The organism is Microbacterium sp. A93 (genome assembly GCF_051842835.1).
This window is the reverse complement of record NZ_JBPXMT010000010.1, coordinates 327,239-347,552: the sequence shown is the minus strand read 5'-3', so window position 1 is coordinate 347,552 and position 20,314 is coordinate 327,239. Positions and strand designations below refer to the sequence as shown.

The window sequence follows — 20,314 nt, the reverse complement described above, 5'->3', positions numbered from 1 at the left end:
CTGCGGTGACCTCCGCCGCTGTGCCTGCCCCGCTGACCCCCGCCCGCCGTTGGCTGCTGCTGGTCACGGTCAGTGCCGGGGTGCTGTTGATCACGCTGGACAACACCATCCTCTACACGGCCCTGCCCACGCTGACGGCGGAGCTGGGGGCCGACGCCTCCGAATCCCTGTGGATCATCAATGCCTACCCGCTGGTGATGTGCGGTCTGCTGTTGGGGGCCGGGACCCTGGGGGACCGGTACGGGCACCGGCGGCTCTTCCTGACCGGGCTGGTGGTCTTCGGGGTGGCCTCCCTCGTGGCCGCCTTCGCGCCGGTCGTCTCCGTCCTCATCGCCGCGCGCGCCCTGCTGGCGGTCGGTGCGGCGTGCATGATGCCCGCCACGCTGGCGTTGATCCGCATCGGCTTCGATGACGTGCGGGAGCGCAATGTGGCGATCGGCGTCTGGGGGAGCATCTCCCTGGTGGGGGCCGCGCTCGGCCCGATCATCGGCGGGCTGCTGCTGGAGGCCTTCTGGTGGGGGTCGGTCTTCCTCATCAACGTGCCCGTGGTCCTCGCCGCCCTGATCCTGACCCCGTGGGTGGCCCCGCGCGGACGAACGGACCGCTCCACGCGCTGGGACGCCCTGAGTTCGGTCTACGCCATGGCGACGCTGACGGGGGCCGTGTTCGCGATCAAGCAGGCCACCGGCCCGGCCCCCTCCTGGCCGGTCCTGGCGGTCTCCGTGACCGTGGCCGTAGCCGGTGGGTGGGCCTTCACCCACCGCCAGCACCGCCTCGCCGCCCCTGTCCTGGACTTCGGGGTCTTCCGGAACCGGGCCTTCTCCGCCGGGGTCCTCGCGGCGGCCTGCTCCATGTTCGTGATCGGCGGCGTCCAGCTCGTCACCACCCAGCGGTTCCAACTTGTGGAGGGCTTCACACCCCTGCAGTCCGGGCTCCTGGTGGCGGCCGTGGCCGTGGGGTCGATGCCGGCCGCGCTCGCCGGCGGAGCCAGCCTGCACCGTCTCGGGCTGCGCACCCTGGTCTCCGGGGGATTCGCCGTTGCCACCGTCGGCATGGTCGTGACCGCCCTGGGCGCCACCACCAGCATCCCGTGGCTAGTGACCGGGCTCGTGCTCACCGGGGCCGGCCTGGGTGCCACCATGTCCGTGGCCTCCACGGCCATCATCGGCAACGTCCCCTCCCGCCAGGCCGGCATGGCCTCCTCCGTGGAGGAGGTGTCCTACGAGTTCGGCAACCTGCTCGCGGTGGCGCTGCTGGGCAGCCTGGCCACCCTGCTCTACACCGTCACGGTCCGGCTGCCGGCCGGCGCCCCGGAGGGGGCCGCGGACTCGATGTCCGGCGCGGCCGCCCTCGCCGGCGACGACCCGGACCTGTTGGCCGCCGCCGGTGCCGCCTACGACACGGCGTTCGTCACCGTGCTGGTCATCGTCACCGCGGTCGTCGCCGTGGCCGCCGTGGCCACCGGCTGGTTGTTGCGCCACTACGGCCCCGGCACCCCGGCCAGCGCCTACGAGGCCAACTAGGCCTCGCGAGCACCTCCGAGCTCCAGGCGCGGCCACCCGCCCAGGTCCCGCAGCATCTGCCGGTCGTGCGTCGCCACCACCACGGCGGCGGGCGTTTCCTGCAGTGCCTGGGTGAGGTCGTCCACCAGCGGCGCCGAGAGGTGGTTGCTCGGCTCATCCAGCAGCAGCACATCCGGCCGCTCCGCCAGCCGCAGCGCCAGGTGCAGACGGGACTGCTGTCCGGCGGACATGGCCCCCACCGGGGTGCGGAGGGCTTCCGCGTCCATCAGCCCGGTGGCGCCGATCGGGATCAGGTCCTGCTCGCGGTGGGTGCCGGCCGCCAGCAGCCGGTGCACGTGGCTCCGGTACAGCTCGTGCGCGAGGATCCGCGAGGGCCAGGACGGCGGCTCCTGACCGAGCAGCGCGATCCGTGCCCCGGACAGGTGCCGCACCTCGCCGGTGTCCGGTGCGATCGTGCCGGCCAGCACGCCCAGCACCGTCGACTTGCCCGCTCCGTTCGGCCCGGTCACGAGCAGCCGTTCGCCCCCGGCCAGCCGCACGTCCACCGGGCCGTCCAGCCGGCCGGCCACCGAGACGCCGCCGCCGTGCAGCAACGGCTGCCCCGCGCGGACCGTCAGGTCCGGGAAGGTCAGCCGCAGGGGCGGCTCCGGCACCGTGATCCGGTGCGCCTCCAGGTCCGCCTGGCGCCGCTTGACGGCCTGCACGACGCCGGGTGCCCGGCTCTGGCGTTGATGCCTGCCGTGACCTTTGGCAGGGCGCCACGCGGACTCCAGCCGGTCCCGGGCCGCGTCGGCGGCCCCGGCCAGGCGCCGGTGCTCGGCGGCCTGGGCCTGGAAATCCTGCTCCCAGCGCTCGCGGGCGGCCAGCCGGCCCGACTGCCAGCCTTCGTAGCCGCCGGCGTAGAGCACGGGCCGTCCGTCCTGGCTCGGGTCCAGGTCGAGGAACTCCTCGGCCACGTCCTGTAACAGCGCCCGGTCATGGGTGACGAGTGCCAGTCCGCCCGGGTGCTCGCGCAACCGCTCGGTCAGGAAGGCGAGGCTCTGGGCATCTAGGTGATTGCTCGGTTCGTCCAGCAGCAACAGGTCATACCGGGCGCCGAGCGCACAGGCCAGGCGGACCCGGTACCGCTGGCCCACGGACAGCCGGTCCAGCGGCCGGGAGCGGTCGGTGACGGCGTGCAGGCCGGCCAGGGCCAGGTCCACGCGGCGCTCGGCGTCCCAGGCGTCCAGCAGGGTGGCCGCCTCCAGGGCGGCGGCGTAGTCGTCCTCGGCTCCGGCCTCGCCGCGGGCCAGCGCCTCGGCCGAGGTGTCCAGTGCGGCCAGCGCCTGTCGCGAGGGGGCGATGGCCTCGCCCACGAGCGTGCCCACGCTCTGGCCGGGGCCGGCGTCCAGGGTCTGTTCGACGATCCCGCACGTGCCCGCCCGGGTGACCGAGCCGTCGTCGGGCCTCAGGGTTCCGGCGAGGACGTGCAGCAGGGTGCTCTTTCCGCGGCCGTTCTCGCCGACGATCGCCAGCCGGGACCGGGCGGACACGGTCACGCTGGCTCCGCGCAGGATCTCGCGGCCGCCGCGGACCACGCGTAGGCCCTCGGCGCGCAGGTGGGCCGCGGCGCCGGCGGGCAGGGTGGGCAGGGCGGTGGACAGGGCAGGGGACAGGGTGGAATGGGGATGGGGATGGGGGTGGGGGTGGTTCACGGTACTGCCTTCGACTCGTCATGGAGCCGGGCGCGCCGAAGGGCCGCCCGGCGGGGACCGGGACGACGGTCGGTGGATGAGGGTGAGGGGCCGGCCGCCGTCAGCGGGCGGGGCGCAGCCTCACCGAGGCGATACCGAGATCATGCATGGGGGACATTCTATCCGGGACGGTCCGTGTGTCACCGGCGGCTATCCTCAGGCCATGATCAGAACGCCCGCGGGGCCGCCGCAGCCACCCGGGCGTGGCCCCAGGCGCTCGCGGGTGGTGCTGGTCTCCGTGGCGGCCGTGGTGCTGATCGGTCTGAACCTCCGGGCCGGGATAGCCTCCGCCGGACCCCTGTTCCATGCCCTGCAGGATCTCCTGGACTATGGCGCGCTGGCCGCCTCCCTCCTGCCGACCGTCCCGGTGCTGTGTTTTGCGGTGGCCGGTGCGGCGACCGCCTGGCTGGTTCGCAGGGTGGGGCTGGAGCCGGCCATCGCGCTGGCGTTGCTCCTGCTCACGGGAGGTCTGGCGGTCCGCGCCGTGGACTCCACGCTGATGTTGATGGTCGGAACGGTCATCGGCATGAGCGGTCTGGCGGTGTGCAACGTGGCCATGCCGTCCTATATCCGTCAGCACCACACGGGACGTGCCGCCACCATGACGGCGGTGTACACGGTTTCCATGACCATCGGGGCCACCACCGCCTCGGCGGCGGCCGTGCCGATCGCCGCCGGCCTCGGTTCGCCCACCCTGGGTCTGGCGGCGTGGGCCCTCCCGGCCGCGGTGGCCTTGGCCGTCTTCCTGCCCCTGGCCGTCCGCAGCCGGCTGGCCGATGACGGGGCTGCACGCCAGGGCGTCCCCTATGTCTCACCCTGGCCGCTACTGAAGACCCGCAAGGGGCTGCTGTTCACGGCCCTGTTCGCGGCCCAGGCCTTTCTGGCCTACGGCGTCCTCGGGTGGTATCCGCACATCCTGGTCTCGCGCGGCCTCGACGAGGCCACGGCGGGTCTGATGCTGGGGCTGATGCAGCTGGTGGGGATCCCCGCCATGATGGTGCTGTTGGCGATGGCCGGCCGGCCATGGCTGTTGCGCACGGCGTTCCTGATCACCTGCAGTGCCTCGCTGTCCGGCTACGTGGTGTTGTTGTTCGCGCCGGTGGAGTGGGCGGTCGGCACCTCGATCCTGATGGGACTCGGCTTCTGCGTCTTCCCGCTGCTGATGCTGCTGATCAGCCGTAGCGGGTCCACCTCGGCGGAGACCACGGCGTTGTCCACGCTCGCGCAGTCGCTGGGGTATCTCGGAGCCGCCCTCGGCCCTTTCGGCCTGGGGCTGATGAACGGGCTGCTGGGAGATTGGACGATGGCCTTGGTGGTCGTGCTGGTGGTCTCCGCCGTCCAGATGGTGCTCAGCTACCGGGTGACCGCGTCCTAGTCAGGCTTGCCTTCGTTTGGCCAGCCTTTCCTTCGATGACACGGCGCGACTGTCGTCATACTGTGGTCCCATGAAGCTTTCAGATGACCTATTGAAGAAGTTCAACGAACAGATCACCCTCGAATTCGAGGCGTCGCTGGTCTACCGCCAGCTGGCGATCGAGGCCGATGAGCAGGATCTGAGCGGCATGGCCGCGTGGCTGCGTCACCAGGCGGACGAGGAGATCGTCCACGCCAACAAGTTCATCGATCATGTGGTGGACCGGGACAACCATGCCGAGATCGGATCGATCAATGCTCCTGTCGTCGAGCGGGGGCTCTCGCCCCTGGCCATCTTCGAGGCCTCCCTGGCCCATGAGGTGAAGGTGTCCAACGCCATCCGGGACCTGTACCGCGAGACCGACGCCGCCGGGGACCTCGACTCCCGCCCCCTGCTGAACTGGTTCGTGGACGAGCAGCTCGAGGAGGAGGCCACGGTCAGTGAGATCGTCGGCCGGATCAAGCTCATCGGTGATGACGGTGCCGGCCTGCTGCGCCTGGATGCGGAGCTCGGTTCGCGTTCCGTGGGCACCACCGAGGCGCACTGACGCCCCACCCACGAGGCCCTCTCAGGGCAGGGAAAAGCCGGTGCCGCCTTAAAGGGGGGGTGGGGCGACACCGGCTGGACGCGACTCTACCCGAATCACTTGAACTGTCAAGTGAGCTGGGGTGAGGCCACGAAAGTCGGTGGTAGGTTTGACCTGCCCGGACCCGTCCGGGTCAGTACCGGATTCCAGTCGTAGACCACAGGGAAGGCGTTCCTCCATGGCCAACCAGGGTTCTCCCCGCGTTTCGGACCAGACTCGCTCCAGCTCGTTGATCGATCTGGTCACCACTGCGGTCCGCTTGCTCCCGCTGCAGCTCAAGGACGAGCTGGCCATGGTCAAGGGCCAGATGGGCAAGAAGGGCATCACCGCCGGCATCGGCATCGGCCTGGCTGTCGTCGGCCTCTTCTTCCTGTTCATCACGGTCGTCTCCCTGATCGTCGCGATGATCGGCGGCTTCGCCCAGGACCGCCCCCTCTGGTTCTCCGCCCTGATGGTGGCCGCCGGAGCGCTGGTGGTTTCCCTGATCCTGATCCTGATCGGGCTGCTGCGCGTCAAGGCGGCCATGCCGTTGGTCCCCGCGGAGACCATCCAGGGCGTGAAGTATGACATGGGCTACCTCAAGGAAGGCAATGCCTTCGATCCGGCGGAGTTCGACCGCCTGGAGGCCCAGCGGGCCGAGGAGAAGAAGATCGCCGCAGCCCGCGAGGAGGAGCGCCGCAAGGCGGCTGCCGCAGAGGACAAGGCCGCCAAGAAGCGCGGCGAGGCGCCGAAGAACGCCACCGTCCAGGCCGCCTCCTACGCCGAGCTGCGCCGCCGCACGCAGTTGCGCCGGCAGCACCTGGGTGACCTGCGCTCCGGGCTCGAGGAGAAGGCAGACCTCAAGTCCCAGTTCTCCGCCTTCACGTCCCAGGCCAAGCACGGCGCAGCGGCCGGCACTCCAGGACAGGACCAGACCTCGCCGACCGCCCCGCACCACACGGGAGCCCGGGCCGGCCAGAAGGCCAACGACGCCGGCGAGTACGTGAAGGACCGCTGGCAGCCGCTGGCCCTGCTGGGTGCGGCGTCCACGGCCATCGCCGTCTTCGCCCGTCAGCTCAAGAAGTAATCACGCCACCAGGCGTTCGAGTACATGCGGCTGATCGGTGCGGGCACCCGGGATGACATCGACTATGTGATCACCGACCGGTTCTGGACCGTCCCCAACGGCATCACCCTCCTGCGGTTCTGCCTCGTCCCGGTCTTCGTGTGGCTGGTGGTCACCGAGCAACACCTGACCGCGTTCATCGTGCTGGCGCTCCTATCCAGTACCGATTGGGTGGACGGGTACATCGCCCGGCGCTTCAACCAGATCTCCACGGTGGGGCAGTGGCTGGACCCGCTGGCGGACCGACTCTCCCTGGTGGTCGTCGCCGTCACCCTGGTGGCCACCGGGATCGCCCCCTGGTGGCTGGTGGCCGCCCTGATCATCCCGGATGCCGTCCTGGCGGTGGCCGCCCTCCTCATGTTCCGCGGCAGCCCCGAACTCGAGGTCACGGCGCTGGGCAAGGTCCGTACGGCACTGTTGTTGGTGGCGACCCCCCTGCTGTTGCTGGCCCAGGTGCCCGGACTGGCCGAGACCGCGCTCACCGTGGCGGCCACGATCCTGCTGGCGCTGGGCTGCCTCGGCCACCTCTGGGCCGCGGGCGACTACCTGGTGGGATGTGTGCGCAAGCGCCGGGAGCTGATCGGACGGGGCCTGGACCCCCGAGACCGGGCCAGCTGGGCCCGGTCATGAAATGGCTCTCCATCCTGGCTGCCCTCGCGGCCGCCTTCTGTCTCGCCCTGGGCAGTGAGCGTCAGTCCGTCGGCGTCCGGCGCCATGAGGCAACGCTCCGACTGCACCCCCGCTCAGGGATCTTCACCCTGTTCCGCTCCCCGGTGTGGCTGGCCGGCGGCGCCCTCATGGTGGGGGGGATCATCCTCAACGTGTACGCCCTGGCCACGGCACCGCTGACCGTGGTGCAGCCGATCGGCGCGATCGCCGTGGTCATCACCACGGTGCTCAACGCCCGGATCCAGCGGCTGCGGCTGAACCGTCTGACCGTCTGGGCCATCACCGCCTGCGTGGCGGGTTCGGCCGGGTTCGTGCTGATCGCCATCGTGGCCACCGAGGAGAACCCGGCCCCCACCCTGGGGCAGGAGCACCTCACGGCCATCGTGGCCGTCACCGCCACGGCGTTGTTCGCGCTCCTGGCGGTGGTGGTACGACGCCGGCCCAGCGCCTTCGTCTATATCCTCGGCGCTGGCGTGTTGTTCGGTTTCGTCGCCGTCTTCGTGCGGCTGGCCTCCATCCACCTGCTGCGCGGTGACGCCGGCGGGGTGGCCGGCATCCCCTGGTACCACCTGGGGGTCATGGCCGGCGCCGGACTCCTGGGCATCTACTTCGTCCAGATGGCCCACCGGCACGGACCTCCGGACCTCGTGGTGGCCGGGTTGACGGTGGTGGACCCCATGGTCGGTGTGCTCACCGGGATCATCGTGCTCGGAGAATTACAGCCGAATCAGCCCTGGTGGGTGGGTTGGTGCATGGTCGCGGCGGCCGGAATTGCTACGCTCGGGGTGATCGCCCTGTCGCGTCACCACCCGGACGTGATCAAGCGTCGGGAGATGTCCCGCCGTGCCGCCACCATGACGGCGGAGGACTAGATCCGCGAGGCAGTAACCACCACCTTCGCAAAGGAGCCCCCTTCCCGTGACGGCAGCATCCGACCGGAAGCTCACGGTCCTCATTGCAGCAGACACCTATCCACCTGACGTCAACGGAGCCTCAGTCTTCTGCTACCGGCTCGCCCGGGCACTGCATGCCCGCGGGCACCGGGTGCACGTGGTGGCGGCTCGCAACGAGCCCGGTGCGGACTCCGTGGAATACAACGACGAGGCCACCATCCACCGGCTGCAGTCCGTGCGGGCCTTCACCCACGAGTACTACCGGCTCGTGTTCCCGAAGCACGCCCGGACCTCCATCGGTGCGCTGTTGGAGGAGATCCGCCCGGACGTGGTGCACGTGCAATGCCACTACATGATCGGTGAGGCCGCCATCAACGAGGCGGAGAAGCGGCGCGTCCGCACCATCTCCACCAACCACTTCATGCCGGAGAACCTGGAGCCGTTCCTGCCGTTCCCGCAGTGGTTCCTGGACATCGTGTCCCGGAACTCATGGCGGGACATGGGCCGGTTGATGCGGAAGACGGCAGCCGTCACCACCCCCACCGCCCTGGCCGCTCGGACCATGTCCGAGCATGCCGGCCTGGACCACGTGCTGCCCATCTCCAACGGCATCGACTCCTCCGCCTATGAGCTGGCGCCGGGGGAGACCATCGAGCGTCCGGAGCACCCCACCGTCCTGTTCGTGGGCCGGTTGGCGGTGGAGAAGAACGTGGACGTGCTCATCCGGGCCATCGGCGAACTCGCCTCCACGGTGGATGCACACCTGGAGATCGTCGGGGACGGGGAGCAGCGCACGGCCCTGCGGTCTCTGGTGGAGGAACTGGGGCTGCAGGACAGGGTGCACTTCCTCGGCCATGTCAGCGACGACGAGTTGCACCGGACCTACCTGCGTGCCGATGTCTTCTGCCAGCCCGGCACGGCGGAGCTGCAGTCGCTGGTGTCCCTGGAGGCCATGAGCGCCTCCCGCCCCGTGGTCCTGGCCAACGCCCTGGCCCTGCCGCACCTGGTGGCGGACGGGGACAACGGTTACCTGTTCACCCCGGGGGATCCGCAGGACCTCGCGGCCAAGCTCGCGACCGTGCTCACGGCCGGCGAGGCGGAACGGGCCCGCATGGGACGGGCCTCCCACGAGCGCGCCATGCAGCACTCGCAGGAGGAGACCGTCGACCTGTTTGAGATGCTGTACCGCGGCGCCACCGTGGAAGAGGTCCGCGCCCGGCTCTGAGTCCGGGCCGGGGCCCAGCGCAAGGTCTAGGATCGGCGTTGTGGAGTGGTTCACCCAGGTCTTGCCGGGATGGCTGGCCGCGCCCGACGCGGAGTGGGCGCGCCAGATCCTGCAACGCGGGGTCGCGGCCCTGTACCTCGTGGCGTTCATCTCCACCCTGAACCAGTTCCGTCCACTCCTCGGGGAGCGGGGCCTGTTGCCCGCCACGGAGCTGCTCGCAGCCGGACGCCAGCCCGGACCCACCCTCTTTCGCCGCTGGGGGTACAACGACGCCAAGCTGGTGGCCGTGGCTGTCGCCGGGATCTCGGTCTCGCTGCTGCTCCTGGCGGGTCTTCCGCAGGCGGGGCCGCCGTGGCTGCCCCTCGCATTGTTCCTGGGCTTGTACGGGCTCTACCTCTCGGTGGTGAACCTGGGCCAGGTGTTCTACGGATTCGGCTGGGAGATGCTCCTGCTGGAAGCCGGATTCACGGTGGGGCTGCTCGGGTCGGACCAGGTGCCGCCGCCGGCGCCGGTGATCGTGCTGATCGCGTGGCTGGTGTTCCGTCTTGAGTTCGGCGCCGGGATGATCAAGATGCGCGGCGGTCGCGAATGGCGTGACCTCACGGCGCTGGACTACCACCATCAGACCCAGCCGATGCCGAACCCGTGGAGCCGGCAGGCGCACCTCAAGCCGCGGTGGTGGCACCGCTGCGAGGTCCTCGGAAACCACGTGGCCCAACTCGGGGTGCCCTTCCTGCTCTTCCTGCCCCAACCCGTGGCCTCGATCGGCGCCGCGGTGATCATCCTCACCCAGGGCTGGCTCGTGGTCACGGGGAATTTTGCGTGGCTGAACTGGGCCACCATCGTGCTGGCAGCCGGATCGCTGGGTGACGGGGCGCTGCACGGACTGGTGCCCGCCGTGCCGGTGGATCTGGGAGCGGCCGGACTGGCCGCAGACGCCGGCAGGATCCCGGTCTACTGGACCGTCGTCGTGCTGGCCGGAACGGTGGCGGTCGTGGTGGCCAGCATCCCGGCGCTGCGGAACCTGTTCTCGCCGCGGCAGCTGATGAACGCCTCGTTCAACCGCTGGCAGGTGGGCAACGCCTACGGGGCTTTCGGTTCCGTGACCAAGGAGCGTGTCGAGGTGATCATCGAAGGCACCGAGGCGTCTTCGGCGGGCGGCTCTGCGGCCGGGACCACGGGGTTGCCGCCCGAGGATGACGCCGCGTGGCACGCCTATGAGTTCAAGGGCAAGCCCGGTGACGTCCGCCGGCGTCCTCGCCAGGTGGCGCCGTACCACCTGCGGCTGGACTGGATGATGTGGTTCCTGCCGCTCAGCGGCATCCGCCAACGCTGGTTCTTCGCGCTGCTCGCCCGGCTCCTGGCGGCGGACCCCGCCGTGCTGGGCCTGCTCGGCCGTGACCCCTTCGAGGGACGTCCGCCCCGGTTCATCCGCGTGCGGACCTACCGATACCGATTCGCCACGGCGGCCGAACGCCGGGCCACGGGCGACTACTGGATCCGCTCGGCCGGGCGCACCGTCATCGGGCCCCAGGCCGCGCGCTAGGATGTCACTCGTGCGCCCGGCCACACCGGGCGTCGCAGGGCGTTAGCTCAGTTGGTTAGAGCACAGGACTCATAATCCTTTGGTCCCGGGTTCAAGTCCCGGACGCCCTACTCCATGACGTCGAACCGGGGCCTTCCGGCCCCGTTCTCAGCTGTACCGGCCGGCCACGGAGAGCATGTTGTAGGGCGCGTAGTTGATGTTCGTGATGGACACGCCCTCCTTCTCATTGCGGGCGTGGGCGATCTGGCCGTTCCCCACGTAGACGGCGATGTGATAAACGGAGCCGCCACTGGACCAGTACACGAGGTCGCCGACCTGCACCTGGGACAGGGGCACATAGCTGTCGGCGGCCTTGTACTGATCGGCGGCCCGGCGCGGCAGGCCACCCTTGCCGCCGGCGGCGAAGGCCCCGATGACGAATCCGGAGCAGTCATAGCCGTTCGGGCCGTTGCCTCCCCACGCGTAGTAGGAACTGGGGCTCTTGGCCTTGGCGGTGGCCCAGTTGGCCGCCTTGGTCTTCCACGCCGCCGTGGAACCGGCGGCATTGCCGCCGCCGCTCGGCAACGGGCTGGCCACCGGCGTGGTGACGTCGCCGCGGGTGGCGATGTACCGGTGGGCGTTCTGGAGCATGATGGCGGTCTCGCCCCGGGTGATGTTCCGGCCGGGCTTGAAGGAGCCGCCCTTGTAACCGTTGGCGATCCCCTTCGCCTCGAGCCAGCTGGCCTCGTGGTAGAAGCCGGTGGACCAGCCCATGTCCTTGAAGGGGGAGTAGTTCGGTCCCTTCGCCGTGGCCCCGGCCAGCCGGTAGATGAAGGCCGCCATCTCCCCGCGGGTGACCGGGGCGCCGGGCCGGAACCGGCCGTCGGCACCTCCCTTGGCGAACCCGCCCTGTGCCATCCAGGCGACGGGGGCGGAATAGAAGGCGTTCTTGCCGGGGACGTCGAAGAAGTACGCCGCACCGTTCTTCGGGTGCTTCGGGGCGGTCTGCCGGTAGAGGAAGGTCGCCACCTCGCCCCGGGTCACCGACTTCCCGACCCCGAAGGAGCCGTTCGGATAACCCGTGGTGATGCCCTGGCAGGCGAGCCAGGTCACGGGTGCGTATTTGGGGGAGCTCCGCGGGACGTCCGTGAAGGACGAGGAGGAGCACTGGGCCGCGGCGGCGGAGGGGGCCGCGGCCACCTGCCCGGTCAGCCCGGCGAAGGCTACCCCGGCAGCGAGCGCGGTCACCCCGGCCAGGGCGGCCAGTCGGTGCCGGAGGGTGTGGCGCGGCCGGGCATGACGGCGTGCGGAGGAAGACGATGAAGACACAGTGGTCCCCTTCAAGGATGCGATCGCGAGCAGGAAAGAGCCCACGCCAGACGGTCCGAGTCCAGGGGAAGACGCGCGGAGACGGTGGCGAGACATGGGTGGAACACCAAGGATGTGTCCGGATGAATCGCAACCGTGATCGAGGATAGCTCACCGTTATAGAAACGTCATCTTGAGGTCGGGTGCGCGGCATTTGAGGTCGGGATGAGACAGATACCGCAACGGACCTCGGAGGCGCGAACGGATCCGCCCGGTACCGTGGGACGGTGCCCACCACCGAGGAACCCCTGCGCCTGTTCATGGACGCCCGCTATACCCGGACCGACTTCCATGACGGGATCTCCCGCTACGGTTCGAGCCTGATCGCTGCGGTGGCCCGGCTGTCCCCGGGGGTCGAGGTCACCATGGTCATCTCGGACGAGGCGCAGTTGGCGCTGCTGCCGCCCGGGCTGCCGTGGGTGAAGGCCTCGGATCCCACGTCACCCGCTGAACCGCTCATCGCCCGGCAGCTGAATCCGCACCGGCCGGACGTGGTCTTCTCACCCATGCAGACCATGGGCTCGGCCAGCCGGGACTACGCGCTGATCCTCACCCTGCATGACCTCATCTACTACCAGCACCGCACCCCGCCGCGGGACCTGCCCGCCCCGGTCCGCCTGTTGTGGAGGGTCTTCCACCTCGCCTACTGGCCCCAGCGGCTGGTGCTGGACCGGGCCGACGCCGTCGCCACCGTCTCGGCGACGACCCGGGCCCTGATGCGCCGCCACCGACTCACGAGCCGCGAGATCCGGATCGTCAGCAACGCACCCCAGCCCGTCGCCGCGCCCCGCGACCCCGAGCTCGCCCCGGAGAAGGACCTCGTCTACATGGGCTCCTTCATGGACTACAAGAACGTCGAGACGCTCATCCGGGCCATGGCCCACCTGCCCGGCTACCGGCTGCACCTGCTGTCCCGGATCACCGCGGACCGTGAGGCCGAACTCGTCGCCGTCGGCCGGGCCGCCGGGGCGGCGGAGGGCGCGGTGGTCTTCCACCACGGCACCACGGACGAGGACTACGAGGCCCTGTTGCGCACGGCCACCGCCCTCGTCACGTTGTCCCGCGCCGAGGGCTACGGCCTGCCGCTGGCCGAGGCCATGGCCCACGGCACCCCGGTGGTGGTCTCGGATCTGGAGATCTTCCGCGAGATCGGAGGGCCCGACGGCGGCGCGGCCCGGTATGTGCCCCTGGGACCCGAGCCGGTGGGTGGGGCAGTGGAGGCACCGGCGGGGGACGGTTCTCCGTCCGGCCTGGCCGCCCGCGTGCTCGAGTTGGAAGGACCGGGCCTCTTCGCCGAGGCGTCCAGGTCCGCGGTGAACCGCGCCGCCACCTTCAGCTGGGACGACTCCGCGCAGGCCCTCGTGGGCCTGGCCCGTGAGCTGGCCCGGCGGCGTTCGCGGTCCCGCGCCTGAGAGCCCGGTGCCGCCCCGCGTTCGTCCTCGAGGCGTGAGTGCGTGGCCAGTGAGTCGCGAGTGGGTCGTCAGGAGCCCGGCGGCCCGCCCTCGAGAGGCCACAGTACGGACGGCCCGGACCACCCCAGCAGCACGAGCGGATCGAGGTAGCGGTCCCACGCGGAACCGTCCACCACCCACCCGTCCGGCACCCGCACACCCCAGTGCACGCACTGCTGCGGGCAGTGCGGTGCCGCCCCGCCGGTCGCGGACACGGTGCCCAGCACCTCGCCGGCACCCATCGCGTCGCCGACGGCCAGACCCTCCGCGGCGGCCACCGGTTCCAAGGACGAGAACATGCCGTTGGCGTGCGCCAGGGTGATGACCGGGCGCCCGGCCACGTTCCCGGCGAAGTGCACCGTTCCGGCGGCCGGCGCCACCGCCCGCCCGTCCGCCACGGCCCAGTCCGCACCGCGATGGCCGGCCGCCCACGGTTGGGCCGGAGGGTCGAAGGGCCGCAGGAGGTCCCCGCTGGTGGGTGGCGACCACGCGCCGGCGTCCACCGCAGGGGCAGGGGCCGGGGGAGTGGTGTGCACCGCCAGCACCGCGGGGGACTGCGGGGTCATGCCGCCGCCCGCCAGCACGACCAGGACGGAGAAGCCGAGCAGCCGGGGCCAAGACCAAGGTGACATGCCCCCGATCCTGCGCGGCCGGCGTCGTGCGTGGGGTCCGGACTCAACCCACTGTGGACCGGTGGACCCGAACGGCCCGTTGTGGAGGAATGGACAGGTTCGGAGCAGCGGAAACGCTGGGGTAAGATCGACCCAGCAGTTGTGTGCCCGGGCCGCCAGTTGAGCGGCCGTGGGTCCATCACTGACTACGCGTATGACTGATGCCGGCCTGTCCCAGGTACGGCAGGTCCCCACCATCGGTCTCGACATCGCCCGTCCTCGGGCGTGGTCGGGTCAGCGTCGGGGGCGCCGGGTTCGCCCGCAGGCCATGCCAGGGACCGGACCACCACGGGCCGGTCGACAACCGACAATCTCTACAAGGAGCGACATGCCTGTCGTCACTATGCGCCAGCTACTGGACTCCGGCGTCCACTTCGGACACCAGACCCGCCGCTGGAACCCCAAGATGAAGCGCTTCATCTTCACCGAGCGCAACGGCATCTACATCATCGACCTGCAGCAGTCCCTGTCCTACATCGACCGGGCCTTCGAGTTCGTCAAGGAGACGGTGGCCCACGGCGGCACCATCCTCTTCGTCGGCACCAAGAAGCAGGGTCAGGAAGCCATTGCCGAGCAGGCCACCCGCGTGGGCATGCCCTACGTCAACCACCGCTGGCTCGGCGGCATGCTGACCAACTTCGCGACCGTCTCCAAGCGCGTGCAGCGCATGAAGGAGCTCGAGGAGATCGACTTCGAGGACGTCGCCGGTTCCGGCCACACCAAGAAGGAACTGCTCCTGCTGCAGCGAGAGCTGACCAAGCTCCAGTCCAACCTCGGCGGCATCCGCGGCATGACCCGGACCCCGTCCGCCGTCTGGATCGTGGACACCAAGAAGGAGCACCTCGCGGTGGACGAGGCCCAGAAGCTGGGCATCCCCGTGGTCGCCATCCTGGACACCAACTGCGACCCGGACGAGGTCACCTACCCGATCCCGGGCAACGATGACGCGATCCGCTCCGTCAACCTGCTGACCCGCGTGGTGGCTGACGCCGTGGCTGAGGGCCTGATCGCCCGCAACCAGGGCAAGTCCGGCGGCCAGGCCGCCGAGGAGCCCATGGCCGAGTGGGAGCGTGAACTCCTCGAGCAGCACCAGGCCGCCCAGGCCGCTGAGGCTCCGGCCGAAGCCGAAGCCGAAGCCGGGCCCGCCACCGGCGGCATGGTCTCCCCGCAGGGCGAGCAGGCGGCTCGCGATGACGTGGAGGCAGCCGGCCAGGTTCCCTCCTCCACCGACGCAGCCGAGGTCGCCGAGGCCGCTGAAGGCCCCGAGGCCGCCGGCGCCGGGTCTGCCCAGGCCGAGTGATCCATCACCGGCCGGCCCCACACGGGGCCGGCCGGTGTCTGCCCGGGCTGGGGCCTGGGCGCCAGAACCACCAACCACCACAACACCACTTCGGGACTACCCCGCTACAGGTAAGGATGGGTACCACGCATGGCGAACTACACCGCTGCTGACATCAAGGCCCTTCGTGAGCGCACCGGCGCAGGGATGATGGACGTCAAGAAGGCACTGGACGAGGCCGACGGCAACTCCGAGAAGGCCATTGAGATCATCCGCGTCAAGGGCCTCAAGGGCGCGACCAAGCGCGAGGGCCGCGCGGCCGTCGAGGGCCTGGTCGCCGCCACCGTCTCCGGCACCGTCGGCGTCATGGTCGAGGTCAACTGCGAGACCGACTTCGTGGCCAAGAACGAGAAGTTCATCGAACTGGGCAACGTCGTCCTCACGCAGGCCGCGTCCACCGGTGCGGCAGACCTCGAGACCCTGCTGGCCTCCGAATACAACGGGCGCACCCTGGGTGAGCACGTGGTCGACGAGGGCGCAGTGCTCGGCGAGAAGGTCGTCGTGCGCCGCATCGCCCGTGTGGAAGGCCTCTTCGTGGATGCCTACCTGCACAAGACCTCCAAGGACCTGCCGGCCCAGGTGGGCGTGCTGATGGCCGTGGATGCCGAGTCCGAGGCCGCGAAGACCGCGGCCCACGACGTCGCCGTGCACACCGCAGCCTTCGCTCCGACCTACCTGAGCCGTGAGGACGTGCCAGCGGAGACCGTCGAGAACGAGCGTCGTATCGCCGACGAGACGGCCCGCGCCGAGGGTAAGCCCGAGCAGGCCATGGCCAAGATCGTGGAAGGCCGCCTGACCGGGTTCTTCAAGGAGATCGTGCTCATGGACCAGCCCTTCGCCAAGGACCCGAAGCAGTCCGTGGGCAAGGTGCTGTCCGAGGCCGGCACCGCCGTCACCGGTTTCGCCCGCTTCCGCGTCGGCAACTGATCCACCGGACGGCGGGCCCGGTGCCCGCACGGTAGGATCGGACCGACCGCGTTGCGGAAGAACCTGGAAGGGGGTGGTCATCCACACTGGATGGCCACCCCCTTTGCTCTGCCCACGCCACCCCATCACGAGATCAGCCACGCCCAGGAGGCCAGCCCATGGAGAGCCCTGAGAAGCGCACCAGCCCGGATATCCGCGATGCCACGTCGTTCAGCGAATCACAGGACCTGCAGCGCGCCCAGGCCGGGGACACCCACGGTGACACCGGCCGTACCGAGAAGCGGCGGGTCCTGCTCAAGCTCTCCGGGGAGGTCTTCGGTGGCGGCAAGGTCGGTGTGGATCCCTCGACCGTCCGCGGTATGGCCGAGCAGATCGCCGATGCCCGGGGCGCCGTGGAGATCGCGATCGTGGTCGGCGGCGGCAACTTCTTCCGGGGGGCCGAGCTCTCCGAGAACGGCATGGACCGGCGCCGGGCCGATTACATGGGCATGCTCGGCACCGTGATGAACTGCCTGGCCCTGCAGGACTTCCTGGAGCAGGCCGGGGTGTCCACGCGCGTACAGTCCGCCATCCACATGGAGCAGGTGGCGGAGCCCTACATCCCGCTGCGCGCGATCCGGCACATGCAGAAGGGACGCGTGGTGATCTTCGGCGCCGGCACCGGCCTGCCCTACTTCTCCACCGACACTGTAGCCGCCCAGCGCGCCTTGGAGATCGGTGCCGACGAGGTCCTGATGGCCAAGTCCGGCGTGGACGGCGTGTACACCGCGGACCCGAAGAAGGACCCCTCGGCCGAGAAATATGACAGCCTCACCTATGACGAGGCGCTGCTGAACAACATCCGCGTCATGGACCAGACGGCCATGACCATGTGCAAGGACAACGGACTGTCCATGATGGTGTTCGGCATGGAGGGTCAGGGCAACGTCACCCGGGCGCTGCTGGGGGACCGGATCGGGACCACCGTCACCGTCTGAGACGCCGGTGTCCTAGGATTGATGACAAAACCACAGACCTCAGGAGAGAACGTGACGCAGGAAACGCTTCAGGCCGCCGCCGAACAGATGGCGAGGACCATCGAGGCCACCCGTGAGGACTTCGCCTCGGTCCGCACCGGCCGGGCCCACCCGGGGCTCTACTCCAAGGTCATGGTGGAGTACTACGGCTCCTTCACGCCGTTGCAGCAGCTGGCCTCCTTCACCACCACGGACGCCCGCACCCTGCTCATCTCACCTTTTGACACCACGGCGCTGCGCAACATCGAGAAGGCACTGTCCGATTCGGAGGTCGGGGCCAACCCGTCCAATGACGGCAAGGTCATCCGCGTGGTCATCCCGGAGCTGACGGAGGAGCGCCGCAAGGAGTACGTCAAGCTCATCAAGAACAAGGCCGAGGACCACAAGGTCTCGCTGCGCAGCACGCGCCGTAAGGCCAAGGAGACCTTGGACAAGATGGTCAAGGACGGAGACATCGGGGAGGACGAGGGCAGCCGAGCCGAGAAGGAACTCGACGCCACGACCCGCCGGTACACCGATGAGATCGATGAGATGTCCAAGCGCAAGGAAGCGGAACTCCTCGAAGTCTGAGTGACCCGTCCCGCCATGACCGATTCCCCCGCCCCGGCCACACCTCGGCCGGATCCGCCACCGGCTGAGCCGGGGCCGCCGATGACGCGGCGCCAGCGACGGGAAGCGGAGCAGGTCACGGCCAGGACGAAGAAGGCCGGCCGCAACCTGCCCGCCGCCATCACGGTGGGCGTGCTGTTGCTCGGCGGTGCCCTGGTCGGGTTGGTCTGGTGGCCGGTGGTGCTGGCGATCCTGGTGATCGCCCTCCTGCTGCTGGGCGTCACGGAGACCTCACGGGCGATCTCCCGCCGCGGCCTCGAGATCCCCCGGGTCCCCCTGTGGGTCGGGGCGATCGCCATGCCCGTCGGCGCCTTCGCCGGGGGCGTGGAGGCCTTGGTGCTGGCACTGCTGGGCACCATGCTGCTGATCCTGGTGTGGGCCGCGGTGGAGGACCTGCCGGCGCGGGGGGAGTCCGTGATGGCCTCGGGTTTCATCGTCCTGTGGGTCCCCTTCCTGCTGTCCTTCGCGATCGCGCTCCTGGGGCAGGATCAGGGGAACCTGATGGTGGCCTGCATGCTGCTGATGGTGGTCTCCAACGACACCTTCGGCTACATCGTCGGCGCCAACCTCGGCAAGCACCCGATGGCGCCGAAGATCAGCCCCAAGAAGTCCTGGGAGGGTTTCGCGGGTTCGGTGGCGGGTTCGGTGGTGGTGGGTACGCTCGCCGTCTACCTGTTCCTGGACCACCCGTGGTGGGTGGGCAGCCTGCTGGGACTGCTGACCGTTGCCTCCGCCACGGCCGGAGACTTCGCCGAGTCCATGATCAAGCGCGAACTGAACATCAAGGACATGGGTTCCATGCTGCCCGGCCACGGCGGGGCCATGGACCGGCTGGACTCGCTGGTGTTCTCCGCGCCCGTGGCCTACATGGTCTTCGCCCTGCCGTTCGTCTGAGACGGACCCGGCACGCGCGGCCGCCCTCACGGGACCGGCCGGCCCCGCTGGCTACGATGGACGTGGTGGCGGACCCCCTATCCTCAAGGAGCCTTCTCGATGGACCACGGCACGCGGCAGGATTCCGGTGGACTCCAGCGGCAGGTGATGGACTCGGCCGAGCGCCAGCCCTTCGACCTGGCGGAGCGCGGAACCTTCGGGTACCACCGCAAGCAGGTGGACCAGTTCATGGCCCGTGCCCGGGTGGCGTACGAGGGTGGCGGCGACCTGCGTGCCGCAGACATCCGCCACATCTCCTTTGACGCCGTGCAGGGTGGCTACCAGGCGGACCAGGTCGATGACGTGCTGGACCGCTTGGAGGATGCCCTGGCCCGATCCGAGCGTCAGCGGCGGATCGAGGCGGAGGGTGAAGAGTCCTGGCTGGCCCGGGTGGACGCCTCCATCGAGGTGCTGAGGGGCCGGCTGGACCGTCCCGACGGTGAGCGTTTCCGCCGGCCGGCCCGTGGACGGGACGCCAGCTACGACCGTGCCGGGGTGGATGCCTTGTGCCACCGGCTGTCCGCCCGCTTCGACCAGCGCCCCGGGAACGCCGGTGTGGATGACCTGACTGCCGCCGACCTGCGCCGCGTGGTCTTCGCGCCCGGTTCGGGCACTGACGGTTATGACGAGGCCCAGGTGGACGCCTACCTCGACGCCGCCATCGACGTCCTGACCGTCCTCGACTGAGCGGGCCGGGCCCAGGCCCGCCGGTGACCGGCCTGAGGTCGGTCCAACCCCGTCACCCCCGTTCCAGCAGGGAGTTCACGAGCGGCACCGTCCGCCAGGGTACAAGCTCGGTCATGGCCAGCGACGTGTCGGCCCGGTCCACCCCATCGATCCGCAGGATCCGGGAGTGGATCCTGAACAGGTCCTCCGCGTCGCGCGCCGCCACCCGGGCGAGGACGTCCGCCGATCCGGTGAGGCCATGGGCGTGGACGACCTCCGGGATGGCCTTCAGCGCCTCGGTGATCTGGGTGAGCTGCTGCTGGTGGACGTGGATCTGCACGAACGCCGTCAGCGGATGCCCCAGCGCGTCCAGGCTGATGCGGCGCTCGAAGGGCAGGAACACCCCTTCCCCGGTGAGCCGTGCCAGGCGCGCCTGGACCGTGTTGCGGGAGAGGGACAGTGACTGGGCCAGCGCCACGGTGGTGGAGTCCGGCGCCCGGGAGAGTGCCGCGAGGATTCTCAGGTCGGTGGTGTCCAAGGTGCGCATGATGCTCACTTTCCTTCGGCAGGTTGTCGTGTAGCTCGGGCAGAATGATCAATATGTTCAGCATATCTTGTGCAGATCCATCTTTGTGACTAGCCTCACAGTATCGAGCGGTCG

Annotated in this window: 19 protein-coding genes and 1 tRNA gene; 16 read left to right on the top strand and 4 right to left on the bottom strand. The window is 69.8% G+C overall.

What is annotated here, in order from left to right:
* Window positions 1-5 precede the first annotated feature (5 nt).
* Window positions 6-1,523: an MFS transporter gene (locus tag ACSU1G_RS24455; RefSeq protein ID WP_439282614.1), complete on the top strand. Its 1,518-nt coding sequence runs from the start codon at window positions 6-8 to the stop codon at window positions 1,521-1,523.
* Here the strand turns inward: ACSU1G_RS24455 and ACSU1G_RS24450 are convergent.
* A complete protein-coding gene (locus ACSU1G_RS24450) occupies window positions 1,520-3,166 on the bottom strand; it encodes an ATP-binding cassette domain-containing protein (RefSeq protein WP_439282678.1) in 1,647 nt (548 codons plus the stop codon). The genes ACSU1G_RS24455 and ACSU1G_RS24450 overlap by 4 nt on opposite strands.
* A gap of 253 nt (window positions 3,167-3,419) precedes the next feature.
* On the opposite strand from ACSU1G_RS24450, the gene ACSU1G_RS24445 reads away from it, so the two are divergent.
* From ACSU1G_RS24445 to ACSU1G_RS24410, 8 genes are all read left to right on the top strand, one after another.
* On the top strand, window positions 3,420-4,631 hold the full coding sequence (locus ACSU1G_RS24445; protein WP_439282613.1) for an MFS transporter: 1,212 nt from the start codon (window positions 3,420-3,422) through the stop codon (window positions 4,629-4,631).
* A 70-nt stretch (window positions 4,632-4,701) separates the two neighbouring features.
* Window positions 4,702-5,217 carry a ferritin gene (locus ACSU1G_RS24440; protein ID WP_439282612.1) on the top strand — a complete coding sequence of 172 codons (516 nt, stop codon included), beginning with the start codon at window positions 4,702-4,704 and terminating at the stop codon, window positions 5,215-5,217.
* Between the two features lie 217 nt (window positions 5,218-5,434).
* Entirely contained in the window at window positions 5,435-6,322 is an 888-nt protein-coding gene (locus ACSU1G_RS24435) for a phage holin family protein (protein ID WP_439282611.1), read from the top strand.
* 24 nt (window positions 6,323-6,346) lie between these two features.
* Window positions 6,347-6,991: a CDP-alcohol phosphatidyltransferase family protein gene (locus ACSU1G_RS24430; protein ID WP_439282610.1), complete on the top strand. Its 645-nt coding sequence runs from the start codon at window positions 6,347-6,349 to the stop codon at window positions 6,989-6,991.
* Window positions 6,988-7,902: a DMT family transporter gene (locus ACSU1G_RS24425; RefSeq protein WP_439282609.1), complete on the top strand. Its 915-nt coding sequence runs from the start codon at window positions 6,988-6,990 to the stop codon at window positions 7,900-7,902. Before ACSU1G_RS24430 ends, ACSU1G_RS24425 begins: the two co-directional genes overlap by 4 nt.
* 46 nt (window positions 7,903-7,948) lie before the next feature.
* Window positions 7,949-9,148 (top strand): glycosyltransferase, encoded by a 1,200-nt coding sequence (locus tag ACSU1G_RS24420; RefSeq protein ID WP_439282608.1) that lies wholly within the window; start codon window positions 7,949-7,951, stop codon window positions 9,146-9,148.
* A 40-nt stretch (window positions 9,149-9,188) separates the two neighbouring features.
* Window positions 9,189-10,694: a lipase maturation factor family protein gene (locus ACSU1G_RS24415; protein WP_439282607.1), complete on the top strand. Its 1,506-nt coding sequence runs from the start codon at window positions 9,189-9,191 to the stop codon at window positions 10,692-10,694.
* A gap of 36 nt (window positions 10,695-10,730) precedes the next feature.
* A tRNA-Ile gene (locus tag ACSU1G_RS24410) sits at window positions 10,731-10,804 on the top strand.
* 37 nt (window positions 10,805-10,841) lie between these two features.
* Here the strand turns inward: ACSU1G_RS24410 and ACSU1G_RS24405 are convergent.
* The gene (locus ACSU1G_RS24405; protein WP_439282606.1) at window positions 10,842-12,002 is read right to left on the bottom strand and encodes an S-layer homology domain-containing protein; all 1,161 of its coding nucleotides are present in this window, start codon (window positions 12,000-12,002) and stop codon (window positions 10,842-10,844) included.
* A 287-nt stretch (window positions 12,003-12,289) separates the two neighbouring features.
* Here ACSU1G_RS24405 and ACSU1G_RS24400 point away from each other — a divergent pair, with 287 nt between their 5' ends.
* Window positions 12,290-13,453, top strand: coding sequence for a glycosyltransferase (locus tag ACSU1G_RS24400; protein WP_439282677.1), 1,164 nt, complete (start codon window positions 12,290-12,292; stop codon window positions 13,451-13,453).
* 68 nt (window positions 13,454-13,521) lie between these two features.
* Here ACSU1G_RS24400 and ACSU1G_RS24395 read toward each other — a convergent pair whose 3' ends face one another.
* On the bottom strand, window positions 13,522-14,124 hold the full coding sequence (locus tag ACSU1G_RS24395; RefSeq protein ID WP_439282605.1) for a M23 family metallopeptidase: 603 nt from the start codon (window positions 14,122-14,124) through the stop codon (window positions 13,522-13,524).
* A 367-nt stretch (window positions 14,125-14,491) separates the two neighbouring features.
* Here ACSU1G_RS24395 and rpsB point away from each other — a divergent pair, with 367 nt between their 5' ends.
* From rpsB to ACSU1G_RS24365, 6 genes are all read left to right on the top strand, one after another.
* Window positions 14,492-15,463: a 30S ribosomal protein S2 gene (gene rpsB, locus ACSU1G_RS24390; RefSeq protein ID WP_439282604.1), complete on the top strand. Its 972-nt coding sequence runs from the start codon at window positions 14,492-14,494 to the stop codon at window positions 15,461-15,463.
* 129 nt (window positions 15,464-15,592) lie between these two features.
* Window positions 15,593-16,429 carry a translation elongation factor Ts gene (tsf, locus tag ACSU1G_RS24385; RefSeq protein WP_439282603.1) on the top strand — a complete coding sequence of 279 codons (837 nt, stop codon included), beginning with the start codon at window positions 15,593-15,595 and terminating at the stop codon, window positions 16,427-16,429.
* 158 nt (window positions 16,430-16,587) lie between these two features.
* The gene (pyrH, locus tag ACSU1G_RS24380) at window positions 16,588-17,406 is read left to right on the top strand and encodes a UMP kinase (RefSeq protein WP_439282602.1); all 819 of its coding nucleotides are present in this window, start codon (window positions 16,588-16,590) and stop codon (window positions 17,404-17,406) included.
* A gap of 51 nt (window positions 17,407-17,457) precedes the next feature.
* The gene (gene frr / locus ACSU1G_RS24375; protein WP_439282601.1) at window positions 17,458-18,015 is read left to right on the top strand and encodes a ribosome recycling factor; all 558 of its coding nucleotides are present in this window, start codon (window positions 17,458-17,460) and stop codon (window positions 18,013-18,015) included.
* 15 nt (window positions 18,016-18,030) lie between these two features.
* Entirely contained in the window at window positions 18,031-18,948 is a 918-nt protein-coding gene (locus ACSU1G_RS24370; protein WP_439282600.1) for a phosphatidate cytidylyltransferase, read from the top strand.
* 99 nt (window positions 18,949-19,047) lie between these two features.
* Entirely contained in the window at window positions 19,048-19,674 is a 627-nt protein-coding gene (locus tag ACSU1G_RS24365; protein ID WP_439282599.1) for a DivIVA domain-containing protein, read from the top strand.
* Between the two features lie 52 nt (window positions 19,675-19,726).
* On the opposite strand, the gene ACSU1G_RS24360 is transcribed toward ACSU1G_RS24365, so the two are convergent.
* Window positions 19,727-20,200, bottom strand: a complete 474-nt coding sequence (locus ACSU1G_RS24360; protein WP_439282598.1) for an Lrp/AsnC family transcriptional regulator — start codon at window positions 20,198-20,200, stop codon at window positions 19,727-19,729.
* Window positions 20,201-20,314 lie beyond the last annotated feature (114 nt).

What these genes read in the sequence shown, in the direction of transcription:
- ACSU1G_RS24425 (WP_439282609.1), top strand. Translation starts at nt 6,988, where the DNA reads ATGAAATGGCTCTCCATCCTGGCTGCCCTCGCGGCCGCCTTCTGTCTC.
- ACSU1G_RS24370 (WP_439282600.1), top strand. Translation starts at nt 18,031, where the DNA reads ATGACCGATTCCCCCGCCCCGGCCACACCTCGGCCGGATCCGCCACCG.
- rpsB (WP_439282604.1), top strand. Translation starts at nt 14,492, where the DNA reads ATGCCTGTCGTCACTATGCGCCAGCTACTGGACTCCGGCGTCCACTTC.
- ACSU1G_RS24430 (WP_439282610.1), top strand. Translation starts at nt 6,347, where the DNA reads ATGCGGCTGATCGGTGCGGGCACCCGGGATGACATCGACTATGTGATC.
- ACSU1G_RS24435 (WP_439282611.1), top strand. Translation starts at nt 5,435, where the DNA reads ATGGCCAACCAGGGTTCTCCCCGCGTTTCGGACCAGACTCGCTCCAGC.
- ACSU1G_RS24360 (WP_439282598.1), bottom strand. Translation starts at nt 20,200, where the DNA reads ATGCGCACCTTGGACACCACCGACCTGAGAATCCTCGCGGCACTCTCC.
- ACSU1G_RS24365 (WP_439282599.1), top strand. Translation starts at nt 19,048, where the DNA reads ATGGACCACGGCACGCGGCAGGATTCCGGTGGACTCCAGCGGCAGGTG.
- ACSU1G_RS24395 (WP_439282605.1), bottom strand. Translation starts at nt 14,124, where the DNA reads ATGTCACCTTGGTCTTGGCCCCGGCTGCTCGGCTTCTCCGTCCTGGTC.
- ACSU1G_RS24445 (WP_439282613.1), top strand. Translation starts at nt 3,420, where the DNA reads ATGATCAGAACGCCCGCGGGGCCGCCGCAGCCACCCGGGCGTGGCCCC.
- tsf (WP_439282603.1), top strand. Translation starts at nt 15,593, where the DNA reads ATGGCGAACTACACCGCTGCTGACATCAAGGCCCTTCGTGAGCGCACC.
- ACSU1G_RS24440 (WP_439282612.1), top strand. Translation starts at nt 4,702, where the DNA reads ATGAAGCTTTCAGATGACCTATTGAAGAAGTTCAACGAACAGATCACC.
- pyrH (WP_439282602.1), top strand. Translation starts at nt 16,588, where the DNA reads ATGGAGAGCCCTGAGAAGCGCACCAGCCCGGATATCCGCGATGCCACG.